Here is a 17646-nt window from a genome sequence, read left to right as displayed (position 1 = left end):
AAGGGTTCAGAACGAAACCAACAAAGTTCCGTCCTAAACCCTCTTCAACCAAAACGTATTAGTTGTTTTCGTTATCTTCCATATCTTTCTTCAAGCTGTCCCCAATGAGGTCACCTAAAGAGAAACCGGTGCTTTCTTCTGGGGCGTTAGCCGTTGAAGTTTCAGCAGAGTTCCGGTTGTTACGACGACGGTTGCCGCCGTTGTTGTTCCGGTTCCGGTTGTTGTTACTGTTGTTGCTGCTGTGGTTTTCAGAAGAATCGTCAGCAGATTGTGGCTTTTCTTCCAAGGCCTTGATGGATAATGCCAAACGGTGATCGTCTGGACGAACATCTAAGACCTTAACCTTGATTTCTTGACCAACCTTCAGAACGTCAGCAGGCGTTGCGATGTGTTGGTGAGAAATTTGGGAAATGTGAACCAAACCTTCAACACCTGGGAAGACTTCAACGAAGGCACCAAAGCTAGTCAGGCGCTTAACAGTCCCGTCCAAGACACTGCCTTGAGGGGCCTTTTCTTCGATACCATCCCAAGGTTCTGGCAAGGTTTGCTTGATGGAAAGGGAAATCCGGTCACGATCTGGATCAACAGATAAGACCTTAACCTTAACATCTTGGCCAACCTTCAAGACATCGCTAGGCTTTTCAACCCGTTCGAAGGCGATTTCTGAAACGTGGACCAACCCATCAACGCCACCAAGGTCAACGAATGCACCGAAGTTCGTCAGACGAGCAACTTTACCTTCGACAACGTCGCCGGCAGTTAACTTAGCCATGATTTCTTCTTTTTGTGCAGCCCGTTGCTTTTCAACGATTGCGCGGTGAGATAAGATCAAGCGGTTTTCGCTTGGTTCGATTTCAACAATCTTGAATTCAAGCGTTTGGCCCTTGAATTGTGCCAAATCTTCAACGAAGTGGTCTGAAGCCATGGATGCAGGTACGAAACCACGCACACCGGCGTCAACAACTAACCCACCCTTAACCACTTGGGTAACAGGGGCAGTCAATGTATGACCAGCTTCGAATTCCTTTTGGATGTCGTCCCAAACCTTACGGGCTTCCAAACGACGTTGTGACAGTAAGTAACTGCCGCCTTCCTTGTCGGTACCGATCCGAGAAATTACGACGAGGTCCATAACGTCCCCGACTTTAATTACAGATTTAATGTCATCTACTGGCTTAGTAGACAGTTCCTTCTTGGGAACGACCCCTTCAACGCCAGTATCAGCAATCCCGACGATTGCTTGTTGGTCATCATCGATTGCTAAGACTTCACCCTTAACAACGTCACCGACCTTAACGGTGTCGATGCTGTTTAAAGCATCTAATAAATCATTGTTTTCATTGTTTTGACTCGTGCCATTTTCACTCATGCGAAATTTTCCTCCTTGCGACAACTCTATATACTATTTTAGCTGATTGTGCTTATAAAAGCTAGTAAAATGCCTATTTCTCTAGGATTCTTTTTCTTGGATGATTTCTGCGATCTTATCAGCGACCTGTTCGATGCTCATAGACGTAGTATCCAAGCGGATTGCATCGGCTGCTTGGGTCAATGGTGAAACCTTCCGAGTGGAATCTTTTCGGTCTCGTTCTTCGATTTCATGCTTCAAAGTTGCCAGTGGTGTGTTGATTCCCTTGGCCGCATTGTCCTTCAACCGCCGTTGGGCCCGTTCGTCCACGCTGGCGACCAAGAAGATCTTGACCTCAGCCTTGGGCAAAACCGTCGATCCAATGTCGCGACCGTCCATCACAATGCCACCGGCGTCAGCAATTTGCCGTTGCCGTTCCGTTAATTCGGTCCGGACAGCTGGCAAAGCGGACACGGCCGACACAGAATTGGTGACATCCGGTTGACGAATCGCCAAAGTCACTTCCGTCTCGTCAACGAAAACTTTTTGAACGGGGGTACCCGGTTCAAACCGAATCGTGATTTGATCCAACAACTGCTTGACCGCAGCCTCGTCGGTTAGACCGACGCCTGCTTGCAACACCTTCCAAGTAATGGCCCGGTACATGGCACCCGTATCACAGTAGATGTAGTGGAACCGTTGGGCAACGATCTTAGCGACCGTACTCTTCCCTGCGGAAGCCGGCCCATCGATAGCCACTTGTAAACCTTGTTTCTCCATGACAACCAAACTCCTATCAAATAGTTTTAAAACTTAGCGAACCCGTAACTTCTGTCCCGGATAGAGGGAAGAACCGGAAGACAGGCCGTTTAATTCCAATAATTTTTGGACGGAGATTCCCGCGTTCGTTGCAACCCGGTAAACCCCTTGTCCTGATTCAACCGTGGCGTACTTAGAACCAGCCGCCGTACTACTACTGGTTGCGGCACTGCTGCTATGACTGCTGCTGGTAGTCGTGCTTGATTCAGTGGCTGAACTGGTGGTAGCCGAAGAACTGCTAGTCGTCTTAGCCGAACTAGCAGTTGTGGTTGAAGTTGTTGATTTCTTAGGTGAGCTCGTCGTGGTCGCTGAAGAAGACTCCTTAGTAGAAGCTTTCTTTTTGTGACTGGAGCTCTTGGCCTTACTGGATGAGCTGGAGGAACTTGCCGCCACCTTTTCCGTATTTTGTGGCCGATTGACAGCGCTTTGACGCGCCAAGCCGTAAACCAATGAGGCCGCAGCAATAACCACGATAATTGCCACCAAAATGACCGTTACCATGGTGTTACTGTGGTTTTGCCGCCGCATCTTCGTTCGTGACAGGTTCCCCTGATCGTCCCGATCATCGGCAAACGATTGATCCCACGGGTGGGACTCTTGTTCCTTCGACGTTTGATCGTCACGCTTCTGACTCATCATCTAACCTCCCTGAAAAACTTTCACCCGTAATTGTACCACGTACCGTACCATTTCGATAGCTATAATTGCCGAAAATGTCGGTGTCGCGGCATTCTTTAGAACTCTCTTAACGATGTTTACAGTTTTTTAATTTTAAAATAATCGCACTAACCGCTCCTGCCACCCCACTCTGGCCGTTGGCGTGACGGCCTCGGCCTGACGGGTCAAACCATGCGCCGCTAAATCTAGAGGCACGTTACCGGGGGCACAACAGGTGTCATCATGCGCGGGTGGCTCCTCGTCAAAGGCTTGCAGCCACTTCTCTCGCAGGCAGGTGGTCGACTTTGCATACGCCACCATCTGTGACAATGCATGGTTCCGCTCCCGCTCTCGGCCGGCAAATAACCGTTCCACGGCGGCCTGACTAATCCCGTGGTCGCGGTAGAATGCCAACAGATGGATCTGGGGGTCATCGGCCGCAAAGCTGGTGGGATGCGCATAGAAACGCTGAATGGTATCTGGTTCCGGTCGATTGGACTGGCCCAGGGCTAAGGGTAACTGCTCGTCGCCCGGGGCGTACAGCAAAATGGCGACGCTGGGCTGGCCGTCCCGACCGGCGCGCCCAATTTCCTGGGCATAACTCTCCAGGTCGGCCGGCAAGTGATAGTGAATCACGAAGCGGACATTATCCTTGTCGATACCCATGCCAAATGCACTGGTAGCGCAGATAACGTCCAGTTGATCGGCCATGAACTGCTGTTGAATCTTGAACCGATCCTCGGCATCCAGGCCCGCATGGTAGGCCGCAGCCCGCACCCCCGCCGTTTGTTGGAGCCAGAGTGCGGTATCGCTGGCCTGCTGTTTGCTAGAAAAGTAAATGACGCCGGGACGCTGTAAATGTTTCACTAAGTCCAGCAGTCGGGCCTGCTTGGTTGCCTCGTCGGCGACGTTCTCCACGTCCAAGAATATATTCGGCCGATTAACCGATTCGGTCACCACCCGAGGCGTGCTCCGCAGCTGTTTGGCAATTTCCTGCCGCGTCTGTTTGCCCGCCGTGGCGGTCAGCATCAACGTTAGTGGCCGGTTAAGTTTCTCCCGAATCGCCCCCAGCAAGAGGTACTCTGGCCGAAAGTCCGGTCCCCACTGGACGATACAGTGCGCCTCATCGATGACCAAGAGACTGATATTGACCTGGTGTAGCCGTTCGAGCATCTGGGGCTGTGACAACATTTCTGGCGATAAGAATAAAAATTGTAAGCTGCTTAAGTGATTTAAAATGTGTAGTCGTTCCCCAAATGGGGTCAAGGAGTTAATGGCTGCGGCCCGTTTGAAGCCGTTCATCCGCATCCGATCGACCTGATCGTTCATGAGCGACAGTAAGGGCGAGACAATCAGCACACACCCTGGGTGCCGGTAGCCATAGAGCTGATAGATCAAGGTCTTACCGGCCCCCGTCGGCAAAATTGCCAGGGTATCCTGCCCGTCCTCCAGACTTTCGAGTGCGGCGGCCTGACCCGACCGAAACTGGTCGAAGCCAAAGACCCGTTGCAAACTGGCCGTTAAAGTTTCCGTCATGCCGTCACCTCCTGTTTGATCCGCCAAATGGCATAGAGTCGAAAATAAAAGAAATCATACTGGTCCTGCATTGGCTGAGGCAACGCCGAATACTGCCAGTCGTCTAGTTTCCCCTGAACGGCAGCCTGAAAATCCGCACGCACCGGCTGTGGGAGCACGCTATCGTAAGGAAAGTCGGTTAGGGGCAGCATAATCGCGGCCTCTAACAAATGTTCGCGGACCGTGCTCAGCTTGATCTGACGCCGATCCGCCACTTGCTGAAGGTCACCGCCCGCGGCCACGGCGGCCAGCGTTGCCTGGGCACTCGTTGAGACGGGAACCCGCCAGAGCGGTGCCAGCAAGTCATGTAGCGGATGCTCCGGGTGACGGGCGTCCCGGGCAATCTGGGTGACCCCATCAAATTGACGCAGCCGGACTTGCCAGAGCGTCGTTTGGTGGGCCAGTGCCAATTGGTCAAGGGTCAGACCCGGTTGACCAAAGCCCGTAAACTGATCGGTCATGATGTCAGCCGTGCTGGCCGGCAGTTGCTGGAGACTGGCCACCAATGCCTGGGCTAAAGTCGACGCCAGTGTTGGCCCCTTGGCCCCGTGAAACCACTGCCGCACGCGTTGCCGGGTCTCCTGATCGGTCGCCAACGGATAGTAGCGCGCCTTGCTGTGGGCGTACTGGGAGGTCACCTGGACCGCTAACAACAAGCGTTGGCGTGCCGCCATGATGTCTAAATTCACCCACTGGTCGACCGTTTGGGGCTGATACGTCGGTGTCTCGGCCAATGCCTGGGCTCCCTGATCCGTTAGCCGTAGTGTCTTTTGTTCGGTATCGACCGTCAACCAGTGACGGCGTTGCAGCTCCTGCACGGCGTTATCGAGGCCACCGCGGTCCAACTGTTTGGCCAGGTTCAACAGCGGCAACAGGTGATAGCGCTGGCCCCAATAGAGGGTCGACACCGTTTTCTTGCCGCGTAAGAGATTTTCAATCACGCGAATTCGTCGGTCCTGTTTGGCACTCAACAACTGGCCTAAATCACTAGCCTCCACGGTAGACCCTCCTCTCAATTTTGAAGTCTTTGTTCAGTTTACCATAGAAAAAGGACCGGCACGTGGCCAGTCCTTCGTTTCGAAAAATTTGTTAGTGACGCGGTTATGAGAGCGTGTGCTTGGCCAACCACGGTGCCATTCGGCGACTCAATAGAATGAACAGAATACCCAGGATAATTCCCTTCAATAGATTAAACGGAATAACCCCCAGCAAAATCAACTTGTTCACGGGCAGGCCCAGTGACATGCCCCACACCTTTAAGTAGAGTGGCGTAATGACCCACCAATTGGCTAAGGATAGGACCACCGTCAGCGTCAGTGTCCCGACGATTACGGCCAGGATTTGCCGCTTCAACCCGGGTTGCGCGTCGCCCTGCTTATGCTTCAGCACGTAGCTGATTGGTAAAATGTAGGCGATATCCGCAATGAACGCCGTGAGCACCCCGATGAAGTTGACGATATCCAGTCCGGTCGACACGAAGTAGAGTAATTCTTTCACGGCCGCAATCATCACCGCACCCGCGGGGCCAAATAAACTCATGCCCAGCAGGACGACCAGATCACTTAGGTCGAGCTTCATGTACGGCACAATCGGAATGATTGGCACCGATACAAACATCAACACGTAAGCGACACCGGCAAACAGTGCCATCTCGACCATCGAACGAACATTCAACCCATTGTGACTATTTTCCATGATACCTGTTCCTCCTTGCGGCCATCTCGTGACAAAACCACAGAAAAAGGTCCTGCCACAGAAGGGCAAGACCTTGGGTTTTACGTAAATGAGTTTGCGCAAAAAGCAATGTCTCATCTTCTGCATACCAGACTATACTGTCGGTCTCGGAGTTACACCGAATTCACCGCTTGCGCGGGTCGCGGACTTTAACCGCCGGTCGGGAATTCCACCCTGCCCTGAAGATGAACCTAAATTTTAATTACAAGCTTAATATACTAAGATTTTCTAAAGCTGTCAACCGCTTACTTTAAATTAATCCGGTTAACCGTCGGAGTTCTTTAACTTCTTCAGGCTTTAAATGCCGCGACTCGCCAGCATTTAACCCCTTTAACGTTAAGAAGCCGTACTGTTCCCGCTTTAATTTTTCGACGGGTAAGCCCACGGCCGCCAGCATCTTCTTGACTTGATGGTTCTTCCCTTCGTGAATCGTCAAGGAGACGATGGCCGTCTTCTTTTTATCATCCACGCTAATGATCTTGCCCTTGGCTGGCGCGTAGGTCTCGCCCTCGACCGTCATACCCTGGCGCAGGCTCTTCATCTCATCGTTCGTGGGAATACCCGTAACCTTGGCAATGTAAGTCTTTTCGACCTCGTACTTCGGATGGGTCAAGCGGTTCGCCAGCTCGCCATCATTGGTCAACAGTAAGAGCCCCGCCGTATCGTAGTCCAACCGGCCGACCGGGTAGATCCGTTGGCTGATGCCTTCAACCAGGTCGACGACGGTCTTGCGGCCCTTGTCATCGTTGGCCGTTGAAATAACACTCCGCGGCTTGTACATCAGGATATAAACGGGCGCTTCCGTCGTCACGGGGACACCGTCGACCACGATTTTATCGTGTGCGCTGACCTTGGTACCCAGTTCCGTGACCACGGTCCCGTTGACCCGGACGCGGCCACTCATGATTAATTTTTCTGATTGACGTCGTGAAGCAACCCCGTCGTGGGCCAAAACTTTTTGTAAACGTTCCATGTTAGGTTTCATCTCCTGATTGGTTGAGCTGTTCGTTAAACGCCTGCAAGAACAGGTCACCGCCGTCCGCTTCGTCACTGGTACTAGGCGTGGCTGCGGCTGGTAACGGCGGTAGATCCGCCAACTTTTCTAAGCCAAAATAGTCCAGGAAGTAGGCACTGGTCCGGTACAGCTTGGGCCGACCGGGCTCATCTAGTCGGCCGGCATCTTCAATCAGTCGGCGCAAGACCAGCTTCTGAACCGTCGAGGCGCTCTGGACCCCACGAATCTCATCGACTTCGATTCGTGTAATCGGCTGGCGATACGCAATGATGGCCAGCACTTCTAAGGAGGCCGGCGACAAACTGGTGCTCAGCGGATTTTCAAAGTAGTGTTTGATGACGTCCGCGGTCGCTTCCTTGGTGACCAGCCGGTACGTGGTGTCGTTGACCATGAGTTCCAAGGCCGAATCGGCATCGGCGGCATATTTCTGGGCCAGCTTCTCTAGACTGGCGAGAATGGCCGGCCGCATCAGACCCGTCGCGGCCGCTAAATCCGCAACCGTAATGCCCTCGTCACCGCTGACGAATAGCAAGCTTTCAATCTGAGCTAGGGGTGACATCGGTGGCGTACCTTCCTTCCATTTGTAAAAAGTTCACTTGTAGTGGTGCCAGGCGGCCGGCCTGTTGTAGGCGGACCTGACGCTGGCGAGCCAGTTCCAACACGGCCAAAAAGGTGGTGACGATTTCTTCCATGACCGGCTGCTTGGCCAGCAGGTAGTCAAAGGCCACGGGCCCCTTAGCTTGCCGCAAACGTCCCAGCACCGTGGTCATCTGGGCCTTGATGGTGAAGTGCTCTTGGTGAATGCTTTGCGTCACTGGCTTGGCAACCATCGCCCGGTGAATCAAGCGACTCAGGGCATTTTGCAGGTCACTCGGCTGAATGCCGGGCGCCACGGTCAAGGCGACTGAGTCGGGCACGGCCATGGCCGGCCGGGTAAAGTGTTGTTGCCGGTCGACGGCTCGTTGCTTCAGTTCCTGGGCCGCTTGCTTGTAGCGCTGGTATTCCAGCAATTGGTTGACCAACTCTTCACGAGGGTCACCCCCGTCGTCTTCATCGATGGGTTCAACCGTTTGGGGCTTAGGCAACAGCAATTTCGCCTTGATGGCCATCAGATTCGCTGCCATGACAAAATATTCACCCGCAATATCCAACCGTAGCGTCTGCATCTGGTGCAGGTAGGTCAAATATTGACTGGTAATGGTACTGATGCGGATATCATAAATGTCCATTTCATTGGTTTTAATTAGATGTAACAGTAGATCTAATGGGCCCTCGAAGTCACTGACCTGAATCAGTGGCTGGCCGTTCGTTGTGGCTTTGTCCATGGTGATACTCCCATTTTGCAATAATCTTGGCGGTGGTTAAGGTCCCCATCAAGCGTTTGGTTGGGGCCGCCGTCGCGAGTTGGTCTAACATTTGCCAGGTGTTGCGCGTCAGTTGCTTGTCTGGCATCAGCGTGATCAACCGAACAACTAAAAAGTCGCCCTGACTCTCGGTGCCTAATGCCCCGGCAAAGTCATCGTTTTCGTCCTTCCACAAGTACAGGCACCGGTCGTCGCCGCCCTGATACCAGGCTAGCTCACGTTGGAGCCGGTCCCAGTCCTTGAAGTTGGGTAATAGACTGAGCAGGCCCATCGCAATTTTTTGATAATCGCTACGATATTTAAGTAGCATGGTCCCCCTCCGTTCAACGTCCACCTACTCTACCACACTATGCGCGCGGATGGTACTGGTCATAGACATTTAGTAGGCGTTTCTTTGAAATATGCGTATAAATTTGAGTGGTAGTGATATCCGCGTGGCCCAGGAGTTCCTGAACGACCCGCAGATCCGCCCCATTTTCTAGAATGTGCGTGGCAAAGGAATGCCGCAACGTATGGGGCGTCACGTCCTTTTGGATGTCCGCCAAGCCCACGTAATGCTTGATTTTTTGCCAAATGGCTTGTCGAGACAGTCCGCCACCGTGCCCATTCAAGAACAGGTAGGGACTGGTCCGCTGCTTCAACAGGACCGGCCGGCTATCTTGTAAATACCGGTTGATCCAGTCTGCCGCTACGTCCCCGATGGGAATGATGCGTTCCTTGTCGCCCTTCCCTAGGGTTTGAATCAGCCCCATCTCCAGGTGCAAGTCGACCAGCTTCAAATGGACCAGCTCGCTCACCCGCAAGCCAGTAGCGTACATGACCTCTAAAATGGCCCGGTCCCGCAAGCCGTACTTGTTACTGGTATCGGGGGTCGCCAACAGGCGGTCGACCTCAGCCACCGTCAACACGGCCGGCAAATGCTGGGCGTGCTTGGGAGCGGCCACGTTGGCCATCGGATTGTCTGTTAGCTGATGGGTCTGCACCAGGTAGCGGTAAAACTTTCGTAGCGCCGACACCGCGTGGATCACAGAGTTGCGGGACTTACCGGCAGCCGTTTGGGCACTGAGGTAAGCCATAATCTGTAGACGGTCAACTTGTTTAAAGTCGGCAACCTTTTTCGTCGTTAAATACTGACTAAAATTCCGCAGTTCCTGGGTGTAGCTGGCCACGGAATTCGCCGCTAAGCCCTGTTCCACCGTTAGGTAATGGGCAAAGTCGGCCGTTTGATTCTCTAATACCGTCATTCACCCACCTCCTTAACTGGGTTCTTACCAGCCGCCTTACCGGGCAGAAAAAATGAACCGGAACGCGGTGGGCGGACGCTCGGAGCCAAAGAGCGGTCTCCGGGCTTACTTTGAGCCGCAATGCGTCTCAAAGAGTCCAATTCTCTAAGCGGCAAAGCCACTAAGAGAATTCCCACGGCTGAGTTCATTTTTTCTGCCCTCACGGCTAAGACAGTGAGAACCCCATTACATGCCTAACCTCATCCATTCTATACTTAAGACTGGACCCATTTTCACCCACTCTGCGGCTCATGTTCAGTTAGTTCACACTTACTCCTGACAATGAAGTCTGACAGTAAGCAAGTATGACCTCAATTAAACTACGACCGACACTAAACTAACCGCAAATTAATTATTCCGCTGATTCGTCCGTCTTTTCCGTGGTGGCTGCGCTTTGGTTTAACCAGAGGGCGCCGTCGTGCTGGGTGATTTGCCGATCCTTTAACAAGTGACCGATGGCCCGCTTGAACTGACCCTTGCTGATGCCGAAGTAGGCCTTGATGTCGGCGGGGTCTGACTTGTCGCTGAAGTCCAGCTTGCCGTCGTCCGAGTGTTGGAGTGCGGCTAATAACATGGCTGAATCGTCGTCGATAGCCTCGTAGGTCCGGGGACGCAGGGACAGGTTCAGGGTGCCATCGTCGTGAACACCAATGACCCGGGCGTGTAATTCCTCACCCAGGCGAGGTTCCGTTTCCCGTTCTGACGGGTGAATGAAGCCCAATTCAAAGTTATCCGTGATGACCCGCGTCCCGACCAATTTCAATTGGTACGAACGGGCGGTCACGTTGCTATTTTGCATCTTTTTCTTAGCGGGTTGGCCAATGGCCTGGTAAATATCACCGTCGGCCAGCACACCCCAGAGCCGTTGCTTGGCGTCTTCACGCAAGGCAATCAGCAGCTTGTCACCTTGTTGGGGCCACAATTCCATGATGTCTGGTAGATCATCCAGGGAAACCACGATATCCTTGTTGGGCAGCCCAATGTTCACGAACACCCCTAACGTCCGTTGGCTCCGAACGACCGTGCCTAGACCATAGTGGTCAACTTGGGCATCCGGGGCGTCCCGGGTAATCTGCATGTCGTGGTCTTCATTTTCATAGGCAAATCCTTTGAAAATTGACCCCAACTTCAGGGGCTTTTTAATTTCTGCCTTGTCTAACCGAAAAGTCGTCCCGGAAACTTGCACGTAGTAATCCTTTTCGTTTTCATCAGTAACTTTTCCCGCGATGATGCGGCCTAATAGTTCTTCCATAATCTCCTCAATTCTACTGGTTTCCCAGTCTACCGGTCAAAAGTGTCTAACCTTTATTTTACACGGAAACGCCCGAACTAGCGAGGATTAATCTGACAAAATTGTTTAAGTTGTGTGTGACCTGCTGTGGCTGTCAGAACTTCCCCCAGCTGGACGCGACCAAACTTTCTGGACAGCAAAAAAGGACCCCCGACAGAGGATCCTTTTTAATAACAGGTTTATCTCAAATTAAAGCGCGTTGGAAGCACCGTGGTAAACGATACCGCGACGTGAGTCAACGGTGATCAATTCACCATCGGAGATCTTGTCGCTGGCACCAGTAGCGCCAACGATAACAGGAATCCCCATAGAAATCCCAACAACAGCAGCATGAGAAGTCAACCCACCGTTTTCAACGATAACGGCGCTAGACTTTTCGATAGCTGGCAAGTAGTCTTTGTCGGTGTTCTTAGCAATTAAGATACCACCTTCAACGACTTTGGCGTTGGCTTCAGCAGCGGTGTTGGCAATGATTGCCTTACCGATAACTGTGTCGTCACCGACACCTTGGCCTTGAACTAACTTTGAGCCGATCAATTGGATCTTCATCAAGTTAGTCGTCCCACGTTCGCCGACTGGCACACCAGCGGTGATCAGGATTAAGTCGCCTTCCTTAGCTAAGCCCGTTTCAACGGCCTTGGCTGCAGCCAGGTCAAACATTTCATCAGTGTTTGAAGGCTTTTCGGTAACGATTGGGTAAACACCCCAGTTGACCATCAAACCACGACGGGTCCGGTCGTCAAAGGTAACGGCTAAGATATCAGCGTCTGGCCGGTACTTAGAGATCATCTTAGCGGTGTAGCCACTTTCGGTTGCAGCAACGATGGTCTTAACACCAAGTTGGTTAGCAACACGGGCAACGGAAGCACCGATAGATTCAGTAACGTCGCCGTTATCGAAGTCTAAGTTGTCACGACCAAAGTCCTTCAAAGCATTTTCAGCCTTGATATCGATCCGGTTCATCGTAGCAACGGCTTGTACTGGGTATTCACCGTTAGCACTTTCACCAGAAAGCATGGTTGCGTCAGTACCGTCAAAGACAGCGTTGGCAACGTCAGATGCTTCGGCACGAGTAGGACGTGGGTTTTCTTGCATGGAGTCCAACATTTGGGTAGCGGTGATAACTGGCTTGCCTAAGATGTTGCACTTCTTGATCAAAGCCTTTTGTACCAAAGGCACGTTTTCCGTTGGAATTTCGACACCCATGTCACCACGAGCAACCATTAAACCATCGGAAACCTTGATGATGTCATCAAAGTTGTTGATACCTTCTTGGGATTCGATCTTAGGGAAGATTTGAACGTGTTCCATGTGCTTTTCTTCGAGGAGTTCACGGATGTCCATGACATCTTGTGGCTTCCGAACGAATGAAGCAGCGATGAAGTTGATTTCGTGGTCCAAACCAAAACGAATGTCATCGGAATCCTTTTCGGTGATCCCTGGTAAGTTGATGGAAACGCCAGGAGCGTTAACACCCTTACGGGAACCCAGAACACCATCGTTTTGAACAGTGACAACTAATTCCTTAGTTGCTTCGTCCTTCTTATCAACGACAGTGTCTAATAAACCATCATCGAATAAGACGTGGCCGCCTTCGTGAACGTCATCGTATAAGCCAGGGTAAGTAACCGCAATCTTTTCCTTGGTTCCTTCGAGTGAGTCGTCCATGGAAATCCGGAATACGTCACCAGTCTTGAAGTTGAGCTTACCGCCCTGTTCAACAGTGGTCCGGATTTCGGCACCCTTCGTATCCAACATGATACCAACCGTCTTACCAGTAATCTTTTCAGCCTTGTGAACGTTCTCCAAACGGCCGAGGTGTTCCTCGTGGTCACCGTGTGAGAAGTTGAACCGGAAGATGTTGGCGCCGGATTCGATCAACTTAACAATCGTATCAACGTCAGTACTTGCAGGACCAAGGGTACTTACGATCTTGGTTTTCTTCATTAGAAAAATCTCTCCTTTAGAATTGGCACGAAACAATTTTTAATAACTTTAGTCAAATTAAGACTCACAAAAAGTTTCGGCACAAATTTGATTCCAGAATTATTCTATCACTTTTGAAAATTAATGTCGCCTTTGTTTACCGATTTTTCGCCGATTGTTCATATTTTTTCAAAGTAAGCGCTTTCCCCGGGCCGACGGGCCTCAGGAAAGCTTAAAACCTGCTGATTTTATAATCAACAGGTTATTGAATAGATAAATAGCGCTTTATTGTCAGGCCAATCAAGTAACTAGACCAATCGGGTTGACCGACGAATGGGCACATCCCCCACCGTTTGGTCATTCCCTCGACACGACAAACCGTAAGGATTTCTTAAGTTCCGTCACGATTCGCGACGAATCCGCCTATTCCGTCACGGGAATGGTAAATCCAAGGCTGGCGATGTCCGCATCAAACGTCTTGACCGTGTCCACGGAGACCTGCACGGCCGGCGTCCCAAATTTAGCGAGCTTGGCTAAGATCTTGGGTGGCACGGTGATGATGTCACAGCCGGTCTGCTCGGCCTGAACGACGTTAAAGACTTCACGGGTGCTGGCCCACAACAGTTCGACGTGTTCCTTGGTGTGACAGAGTCCAGCGGCCTGGCGCATCAAGGGCAACGGATCGACGCCCGTGTCGGCAACGCGCCCGGCAAAGACGGAGACGATGCCCCCGACCGTGGCGTTCAAGGCGTCGACGGCTAATTTGACCTGGGTGAGCGTCGTGATGGCCGTCACGTTGACCTGGACCCCAGCGTTAGACAATTCACGAATGACCGCGGCATTGTCCTCACCGTTGGCCCGGATGATGGGCACCTTCACGGCGACGTGTTGGCCTAAGCCGGCTAAGACCTTGGCCTCGGCGAGCATCCGGTCGGGGGTGTTGCCAAAGACCTCAAAGCTGATCGATTGGTCAGGGAACGTGGCCACGGCCTTCTGGGCAAAAGCTAAGTAGTCGGTGATCCCGGCTGCCTTCATCAAACTGGGGTTCGTGGTGAACCCCGTAACCAATCCCTGAGCCGCCACAGCTTGCATATCGGCCAGCTTGGCCCCATCAGCGTAAATCTTCACGTTTAAATCCATTAAAAAAACCTCCAGTTCTCTATTTGTTAAGCATTGGTATAATCATACTAAAGCCTACACAAATAGTCTAGAGGTATTTTTATTAAAATTGGTCTATCCGTTTTGTAAAACAACGTTGCCCGCACCCATCAGTTGTTCCAGGGCGTCTTTTAACTGGGCATCCCCCGGTAGCCACTGACTCTGGGGCAGGACGCGTTTGGTATCCGTCTGCGGTTGGTACACGATGACGGGCACCCGACCGACATGACTGGTCAAGAACTGAGCCAGCTGTCTGGCCACCGACCGATCATCATGATTCACGTCCACGCGAATGAACCAGCGGGCCCCCGTCGGTAACGTCGGTTGCTTGGGTCGCGGCGACGAGCTAGCCTGTGGTGCCGACTGCTCACGAACCAGCATCTCCTCGGCTAACGTCACCTGGTCCGCGACGATCTGTAGGCCCCGTTGTTGCTCGACCTTGCCGCGTACGACAATTACCTGGTCGGTCTTCAGCCAGGTACTGACCTGCCGGAACTGATTGGGAAAGATGGTGACGCTTACGTCGGCCGTCTCGTCACTCCCGGTCACGAAGGCCATCGGTTCGCCGCGTTTGGTGCGAATCGTTCGAATCTTGGTCACATAGAGGATCGTGACGACGCGCGCATTCACGGTCAGGTCACTGATGGTCGTCGCGTGGAGTTGTTTAGCGAGCGCCTGGTACTGAGCGACCGGGTGTCCCGAGAGATACGCCCCCAAGACGGCTTCCTCATTGGTGAGCTTGGTCATCAAGTCGAGGTCCGGCACCGGTTTGATCTTCGGTGCCAACGCCGCAAACAGTTCGACGTTATCGCCAGAGAGTTCCACGGTACTGATGAATTCTGGCAAGGCAGCCAGGAGTTCTGCGCGGTTATGACCGAAATGGTCGAAGGCCCCGGCGTAGACCAACGCGTTTAACAAGTCCGTCTTACGGTACTTGGCATCGATCCGTTGTAAGAATTGGTGGAGGTCCTTGAAGGGTCCGTTTTCGTGGCGGTCGGCTAAGACCTCCCGTAAGAAGTCGCGGCGGACCCCCTTGATGCTACTCAACCCGAAGATGACCGCATCCCCCTGCAAGTTGAAGTAAGCTGTCGAGTCGTTGATGTCCGGTGGGAGCACGGTCACCCCGTGGCGCTTGGCCTCGGTCAAATAGGCCTTGGTCTTGACCGGCACGTTGATCACCGAGTTCATCAAGGCCGCGTAGAATGGTCCGGGATAGTGGGCCTTCAGGTAGGCCAGTTGAAAGGCCAATTTGCTATAGGCCACCGCATGGGAGCGGTTGAACCCGTAGTTAGCGAAGCGGTCCATGTAGGCAAAGACCTGTTCAGCGATTGCTGGGGCATAGCCCAACTGTTGCGCGCCACTCACAAATTTCTTCTGCATAGCGTCCATGGTCTGCTTTTTCTTCTTACTCATGGCCCGCCGGAGCAGATCGGCTTCTCCGAGTGAAAAGCCCCCCATGGCAGACGCGACCTGCATGACCTGTTCCTGGTACACTAACACGCCATAGGTCGGTCCCAGGATGGGCTTTAGGACTGGTGCCGCATAGGTCACCTGTTCCTTGCCATCCTTTCGGCGGATGAAGGTATCGATGTTTTCCATGGGTCCCGGCCGGTACAGGGCGTTGACCGCGGCGACCAGTTCGAAACTGTTGGGTTTGAGTTGGCGCAGGACCCGCTTGATGCCGGATGATTCAAATTGAAAGACGCCGTTGGTCTCGCCCTGGGCAAACAATGCTAACGTTGCGGCGTCGTTTAAATCGATTTGATTCAGGTCGAGCGCACGGCCCGTTTGCTTCTTGACTAAGGCTAACGTATTGGCAAGAATGCTCAGATTTCGCAGTCCCAGGAAATCCATTTTTAACAGGCCGACCGCCTCGACCGTATCCTTGGGGTACTGGGTCATCAGGAGGTCTTCGCTCCCCGGCTGCAGTGGCACCAGGTCCGTCAACGGTCCCTGGCTCAACACGATGCCGGCCGCATGGGTCGAGTAGTGGCGGGGCAGGCCCTCGAGTTTTTGGGCCGTCTCAAACAATAGGCGGTTCTTCTCGCTGTCGGCCACCAGGTTGCGCAGCTTTTGCGACTGGTCATAGGCTTCCTTTAGCGTGATGTGCAACTGTGGCGGAATGGCCGCGCTCCAGTCGCTCATGGTATACGGCGGCATCCCCAGCACCCGGCCCACGTCCCGTAACGCGGCCTTGGTCGCTAGCGTCCCAAAGGTAATGATCTGTGCGACGCGGGTATGGCCGTATTTGTCATGCACGTACTGCAAGACCTGTTCCCGGCGGTTATCCGGGATATCCAGGTCGATATCGGGCATCTGGGCCCGTTCCTCGTTTAAGAATCGTTCGAATAACAGGTCATAGGCCAACGGGTCGACCTCGGTGATGGCTAAAACGTAGGCCACGAGTGAACCGGCCGCCGATCCCCGCCCCGGTCCGGTCTGAATGTGGGCCTGGTGCGCGTAGTTCATCACGTCCCAGACAATCAGGAAGTAGTCGTCAAAGCCCATCCGGTGAATGACCCCTAATTCGCGTTCTAAGCGCTCCTGGTAAGGCTGGCTATCCGTAATGGCATTCTGAGCTAGACGGCGTTTAAGCCCCGTTTGGCAGAGCTCACGCAGGTAATCCTGGGAGGCCTGCTGATCAGGCGTGGGAAATTGGGGCAATTGTGGCTGCTGGAACTTCAGGGTCACGGCCGTTTGGGCGGCGAGCTCCCCCGTCGCGGCCACCGCATCCCCTAGACCGGCGGCTTCAAACCGCGCGGTCTCCTCGGCGGCTGGGCGTAACCAGTGGGTCCCTAGCGTCTCTTGCTCGGCGGTCGGGTCCGTTAACGTCGCCCCGGCCCCAATGGCTCGTAAGACGGTCACGGCAAAATGGTCGTCGCGGTCCAAATACTCGACCGGCGCTAACGCCACCAGGGGGACCTGCGTCGTTTGTGCCAACGTGGTTAAGGTCTCGCGCGTCGCCGTCGGTATTTCTGGGCTAATCCCTAAAGACAAGTGGGGATCTAGGCCCTGTAGCTGGTGCACGACGCGTTCGGCGGCCGTCACATCACCCACGGCTAGGAGCTGATGGATCTCACTATCTAGGGGCGCAATCAGGTCCAAATGACTCAGGTTGGCGGACTGTTGGGTCAGGTCGACCGGACCTTCTGCGACCTGGTAGGCCGTGGAAAGCTGCATCAACTGCTGATAACCGGTAAAGTCCTGGGCGATCAGGACCCAGTCGTGGGCCTGGGGGGCGTCACTGATGCCCTGGGCGCTTAACGTGAGGCCTAACAGCGGTTTGATTCCCGCTTGTTGACAGGCATTGTAAAAGGCCACGACCCCGTACATGACGTTGTGGTCGGTGAGGGCTAAGGCCGAGTAGCCCCGGTCCTTGGCCGTTTGGACCAGTGCGTCGATGCGGTTCGTGCTCTGTAATAAACTGTAGGTGCTTAAGACTTGTAACGGTACAAACATCCCCGGTACTCCTTTCT

General features: G+C 53.2%; 15 protein-coding genes and 1 riboswitch. All 15 genes read right to left on the bottom strand.

Annotated elements, in window-relative coordinates:
• Window positions 1-58: 58 nt before the first annotated feature.
• Complete coding sequence (gene rpsA / locus JUF13_RS04990) at window positions 59-1369, bottom strand: 30S ribosomal protein S1 (protein WP_203638134.1); 1311 nt, start codon at window positions 1367-1369, stop codon at window positions 59-61.
• Window positions 1370-1450: 81 nt separating this feature from the next.
• Complete coding sequence (cmk, locus tag JUF13_RS04985; protein ID WP_203638133.1) at window positions 1451-2128, bottom strand: (d)CMP kinase; 678 nt, start codon at window positions 2126-2128, stop codon at window positions 1451-1453.
• A gap of 33 nt (window positions 2129-2161) precedes the next feature.
• Entirely contained in the window at window positions 2162-2803 is a 642-nt protein-coding gene (locus JUF13_RS04980; RefSeq protein ID WP_203638132.1) for a LysM peptidoglycan-binding domain-containing protein, read from the bottom strand.
• Window positions 2804-2938: 135 nt separating this feature from the next.
• Window positions 2939-4360, bottom strand: coding sequence for a RecQ family ATP-dependent DNA helicase (locus tag JUF13_RS04975; protein ID WP_203638131.1), 1422 nt, complete (start codon window positions 4358-4360; stop codon window positions 2939-2941).
• A complete protein-coding gene (locus JUF13_RS04970) occupies window positions 4357-5397 on the bottom strand; it encodes a helix-turn-helix domain-containing protein (protein ID WP_203638130.1) in 1041 nt (346 codons plus the stop codon). Before JUF13_RS04970 ends, JUF13_RS04975 begins: the two co-directional genes overlap by 4 nt.
• A gap of 103 nt (window positions 5398-5500) precedes the next feature.
• The gene (locus JUF13_RS04965) at window positions 5501-6094 is read right to left on the bottom strand and encodes an ECF transporter S component (RefSeq protein WP_203638128.1); all 594 of its coding nucleotides are present in this window, start codon (window positions 6092-6094) and stop codon (window positions 5501-5503) included.
• A gap of 111 nt (window positions 6095-6205) precedes the next feature.
• Window positions 6206-6324, bottom strand: a riboswitch (FMN riboswitch).
• Between the two features lie 59 nt (window positions 6325-6383).
• Complete coding sequence (locus JUF13_RS04960) at window positions 6384-7106, bottom strand: pseudouridine synthase (RefSeq protein ID WP_203638127.1); 723 nt, start codon at window positions 7104-7106, stop codon at window positions 6384-6386.
• Window position 7107: 1 nt separating this feature from the next.
• On the bottom strand, window positions 7108-7707 hold the full coding sequence (scpB, locus tag JUF13_RS04955; RefSeq protein ID WP_203638126.1) for an SMC-Scp complex subunit ScpB: 600 nt from the start codon (window positions 7705-7707) through the stop codon (window positions 7108-7110).
• Window positions 7685-8473: a segregation and condensation protein A gene (locus tag JUF13_RS04950; protein WP_203638125.1), complete on the bottom strand. Its 789-nt coding sequence runs from the start codon at window positions 8471-8473 to the stop codon at window positions 7685-7687. The genes scpB and JUF13_RS04950 overlap by 23 nt, the downstream gene beginning before the upstream one ends.
• Entirely contained in the window at window positions 8427-8822 is a 396-nt protein-coding gene (locus tag JUF13_RS04945; protein ID WP_203638124.1) for an N-acetyltransferase, read from the bottom strand. Before JUF13_RS04945 ends, JUF13_RS04950 begins: the two co-directional genes overlap by 47 nt.
• A gap of 37 nt (window positions 8823-8859) precedes the next feature.
• Window positions 8860-9756, bottom strand: a complete 897-nt coding sequence (xerD, locus tag JUF13_RS04940; protein WP_203638123.1) for a site-specific tyrosine recombinase XerD — start codon at window positions 9754-9756, stop codon at window positions 8860-8862.
• Between the two features lie 391 nt (window positions 9757-10147).
• Complete coding sequence (locus JUF13_RS04935) at window positions 10148-11047, bottom strand: CvfB family protein (protein ID WP_203638122.1); 900 nt, start codon at window positions 11045-11047, stop codon at window positions 10148-10150.
• Window positions 11048-11275: 228 nt separating this feature from the next.
• Entirely contained in the window at window positions 11276-13033 is a 1758-nt protein-coding gene (gene pyk, locus JUF13_RS04930) for a pyruvate kinase (protein ID WP_125762713.1), read from the bottom strand.
• Between the two features lie 402 nt (window positions 13034-13435).
• Window positions 13436-14152 (bottom strand): transaldolase, encoded by a 717-nt coding sequence (locus JUF13_RS04925; protein WP_203638120.1) that lies wholly within the window; start codon window positions 14150-14152, stop codon window positions 13436-13438.
• A 93-nt stretch (window positions 14153-14245) separates the two neighbouring features.
• Complete coding sequence (gene dnaE / locus JUF13_RS04920; protein ID WP_203638118.1) at window positions 14246-17629, bottom strand: DNA polymerase III subunit alpha; 3384 nt, start codon at window positions 17627-17629, stop codon at window positions 14246-14248.
• Window positions 17630-17646 lie beyond the last annotated feature (17 nt).

The organism is Levilactobacillus wangkuiensis, from assembly GCF_016861605.1.
Taxonomy (GTDB): domain Bacteria; phylum Bacillota; class Bacilli; order Lactobacillales; family Lactobacillaceae; genus Levilactobacillus; species Levilactobacillus wangkuiensis.
This window is presented reverse-complemented; position numbering and strand designations above follow the sequence as displayed.

Excerpts from the sequence above, each read along its gene's own strand:
- JUF13_RS04980 (WP_203638132.1), bottom strand. The coding sequence starts at position 2,803 with ATGAGTCAGAAGCGTGACGATCAAACGTCGAAGGAACAAGAGTCCCAC.
- JUF13_RS04950 (WP_203638125.1), bottom strand. The coding sequence starts at position 8,473 with ATGGACAAAGCCACAACGAACGGCCAGCCACTGATTCAGGTCAGTGAC.
- xerD (WP_203638123.1), bottom strand. The coding sequence starts at position 9,756 with ATGACGGTATTAGAGAATCAAACGGCCGACTTTGCCCATTACCTAACG.
- cmk (WP_203638133.1), bottom strand. The coding sequence starts at position 2,128 with ATGGAGAAACAAGGTTTACAAGTGGCTATCGATGGGCCGGCTTCCGCA.
- pyk (WP_125762713.1), bottom strand. The coding sequence starts at position 13,033 with ATGAAGAAAACCAAGATCGTAAGTACCCTTGGTCCTGCAAGTACTGAC.
- rpsA (WP_203638134.1), bottom strand. The coding sequence starts at position 1,369 with ATGAGTGAAAATGGCACGAGTCAAAACAATGAAAACAATGATTTATTA.
- JUF13_RS04935 (WP_203638122.1), bottom strand. The coding sequence starts at position 11,047 with ATGGAAGAACTATTAGGCCGCATCATCGCGGGAAAAGTTACTGATGAA.
- JUF13_RS04960 (WP_203638127.1), bottom strand. The coding sequence starts at position 7,106 with ATGGAACGTTTACAAAAAGTTTTGGCCCACGACGGGGTTGCTTCACGA.
- scpB (WP_203638126.1), bottom strand. The coding sequence starts at position 7,707 with ATGTCACCCCTAGCTCAGATTGAAAGCTTGCTATTCGTCAGCGGTGAC.
- JUF13_RS04945 (WP_203638124.1), bottom strand. The coding sequence starts at position 8,822 with ATGCTACTTAAATATCGTAGCGATTATCAAAAAATTGCGATGGGCCTG.
- JUF13_RS04975 (WP_203638131.1), bottom strand. The coding sequence starts at position 4,360 with ATGACGGAAACTTTAACGGCCAGTTTGCAACGGGTCTTTGGCTTCGAC.
- dnaE (WP_203638118.1), bottom strand. The coding sequence starts at position 17,629 with ATGTTTGTACCGTTACAAGTCTTAAGCACCTACAGTTTATTACAGAGC.
- JUF13_RS04925 (WP_203638120.1), bottom strand. The coding sequence starts at position 14,152 with ATGGATTTAAACGTGAAGATTTACGCTGATGGGGCCAAGCTGGCCGAT.
- JUF13_RS04965 (WP_203638128.1), bottom strand. The coding sequence starts at position 6,094 with ATGGAAAATAGTCACAATGGGTTGAATGTTCGTTCGATGGTCGAGATG.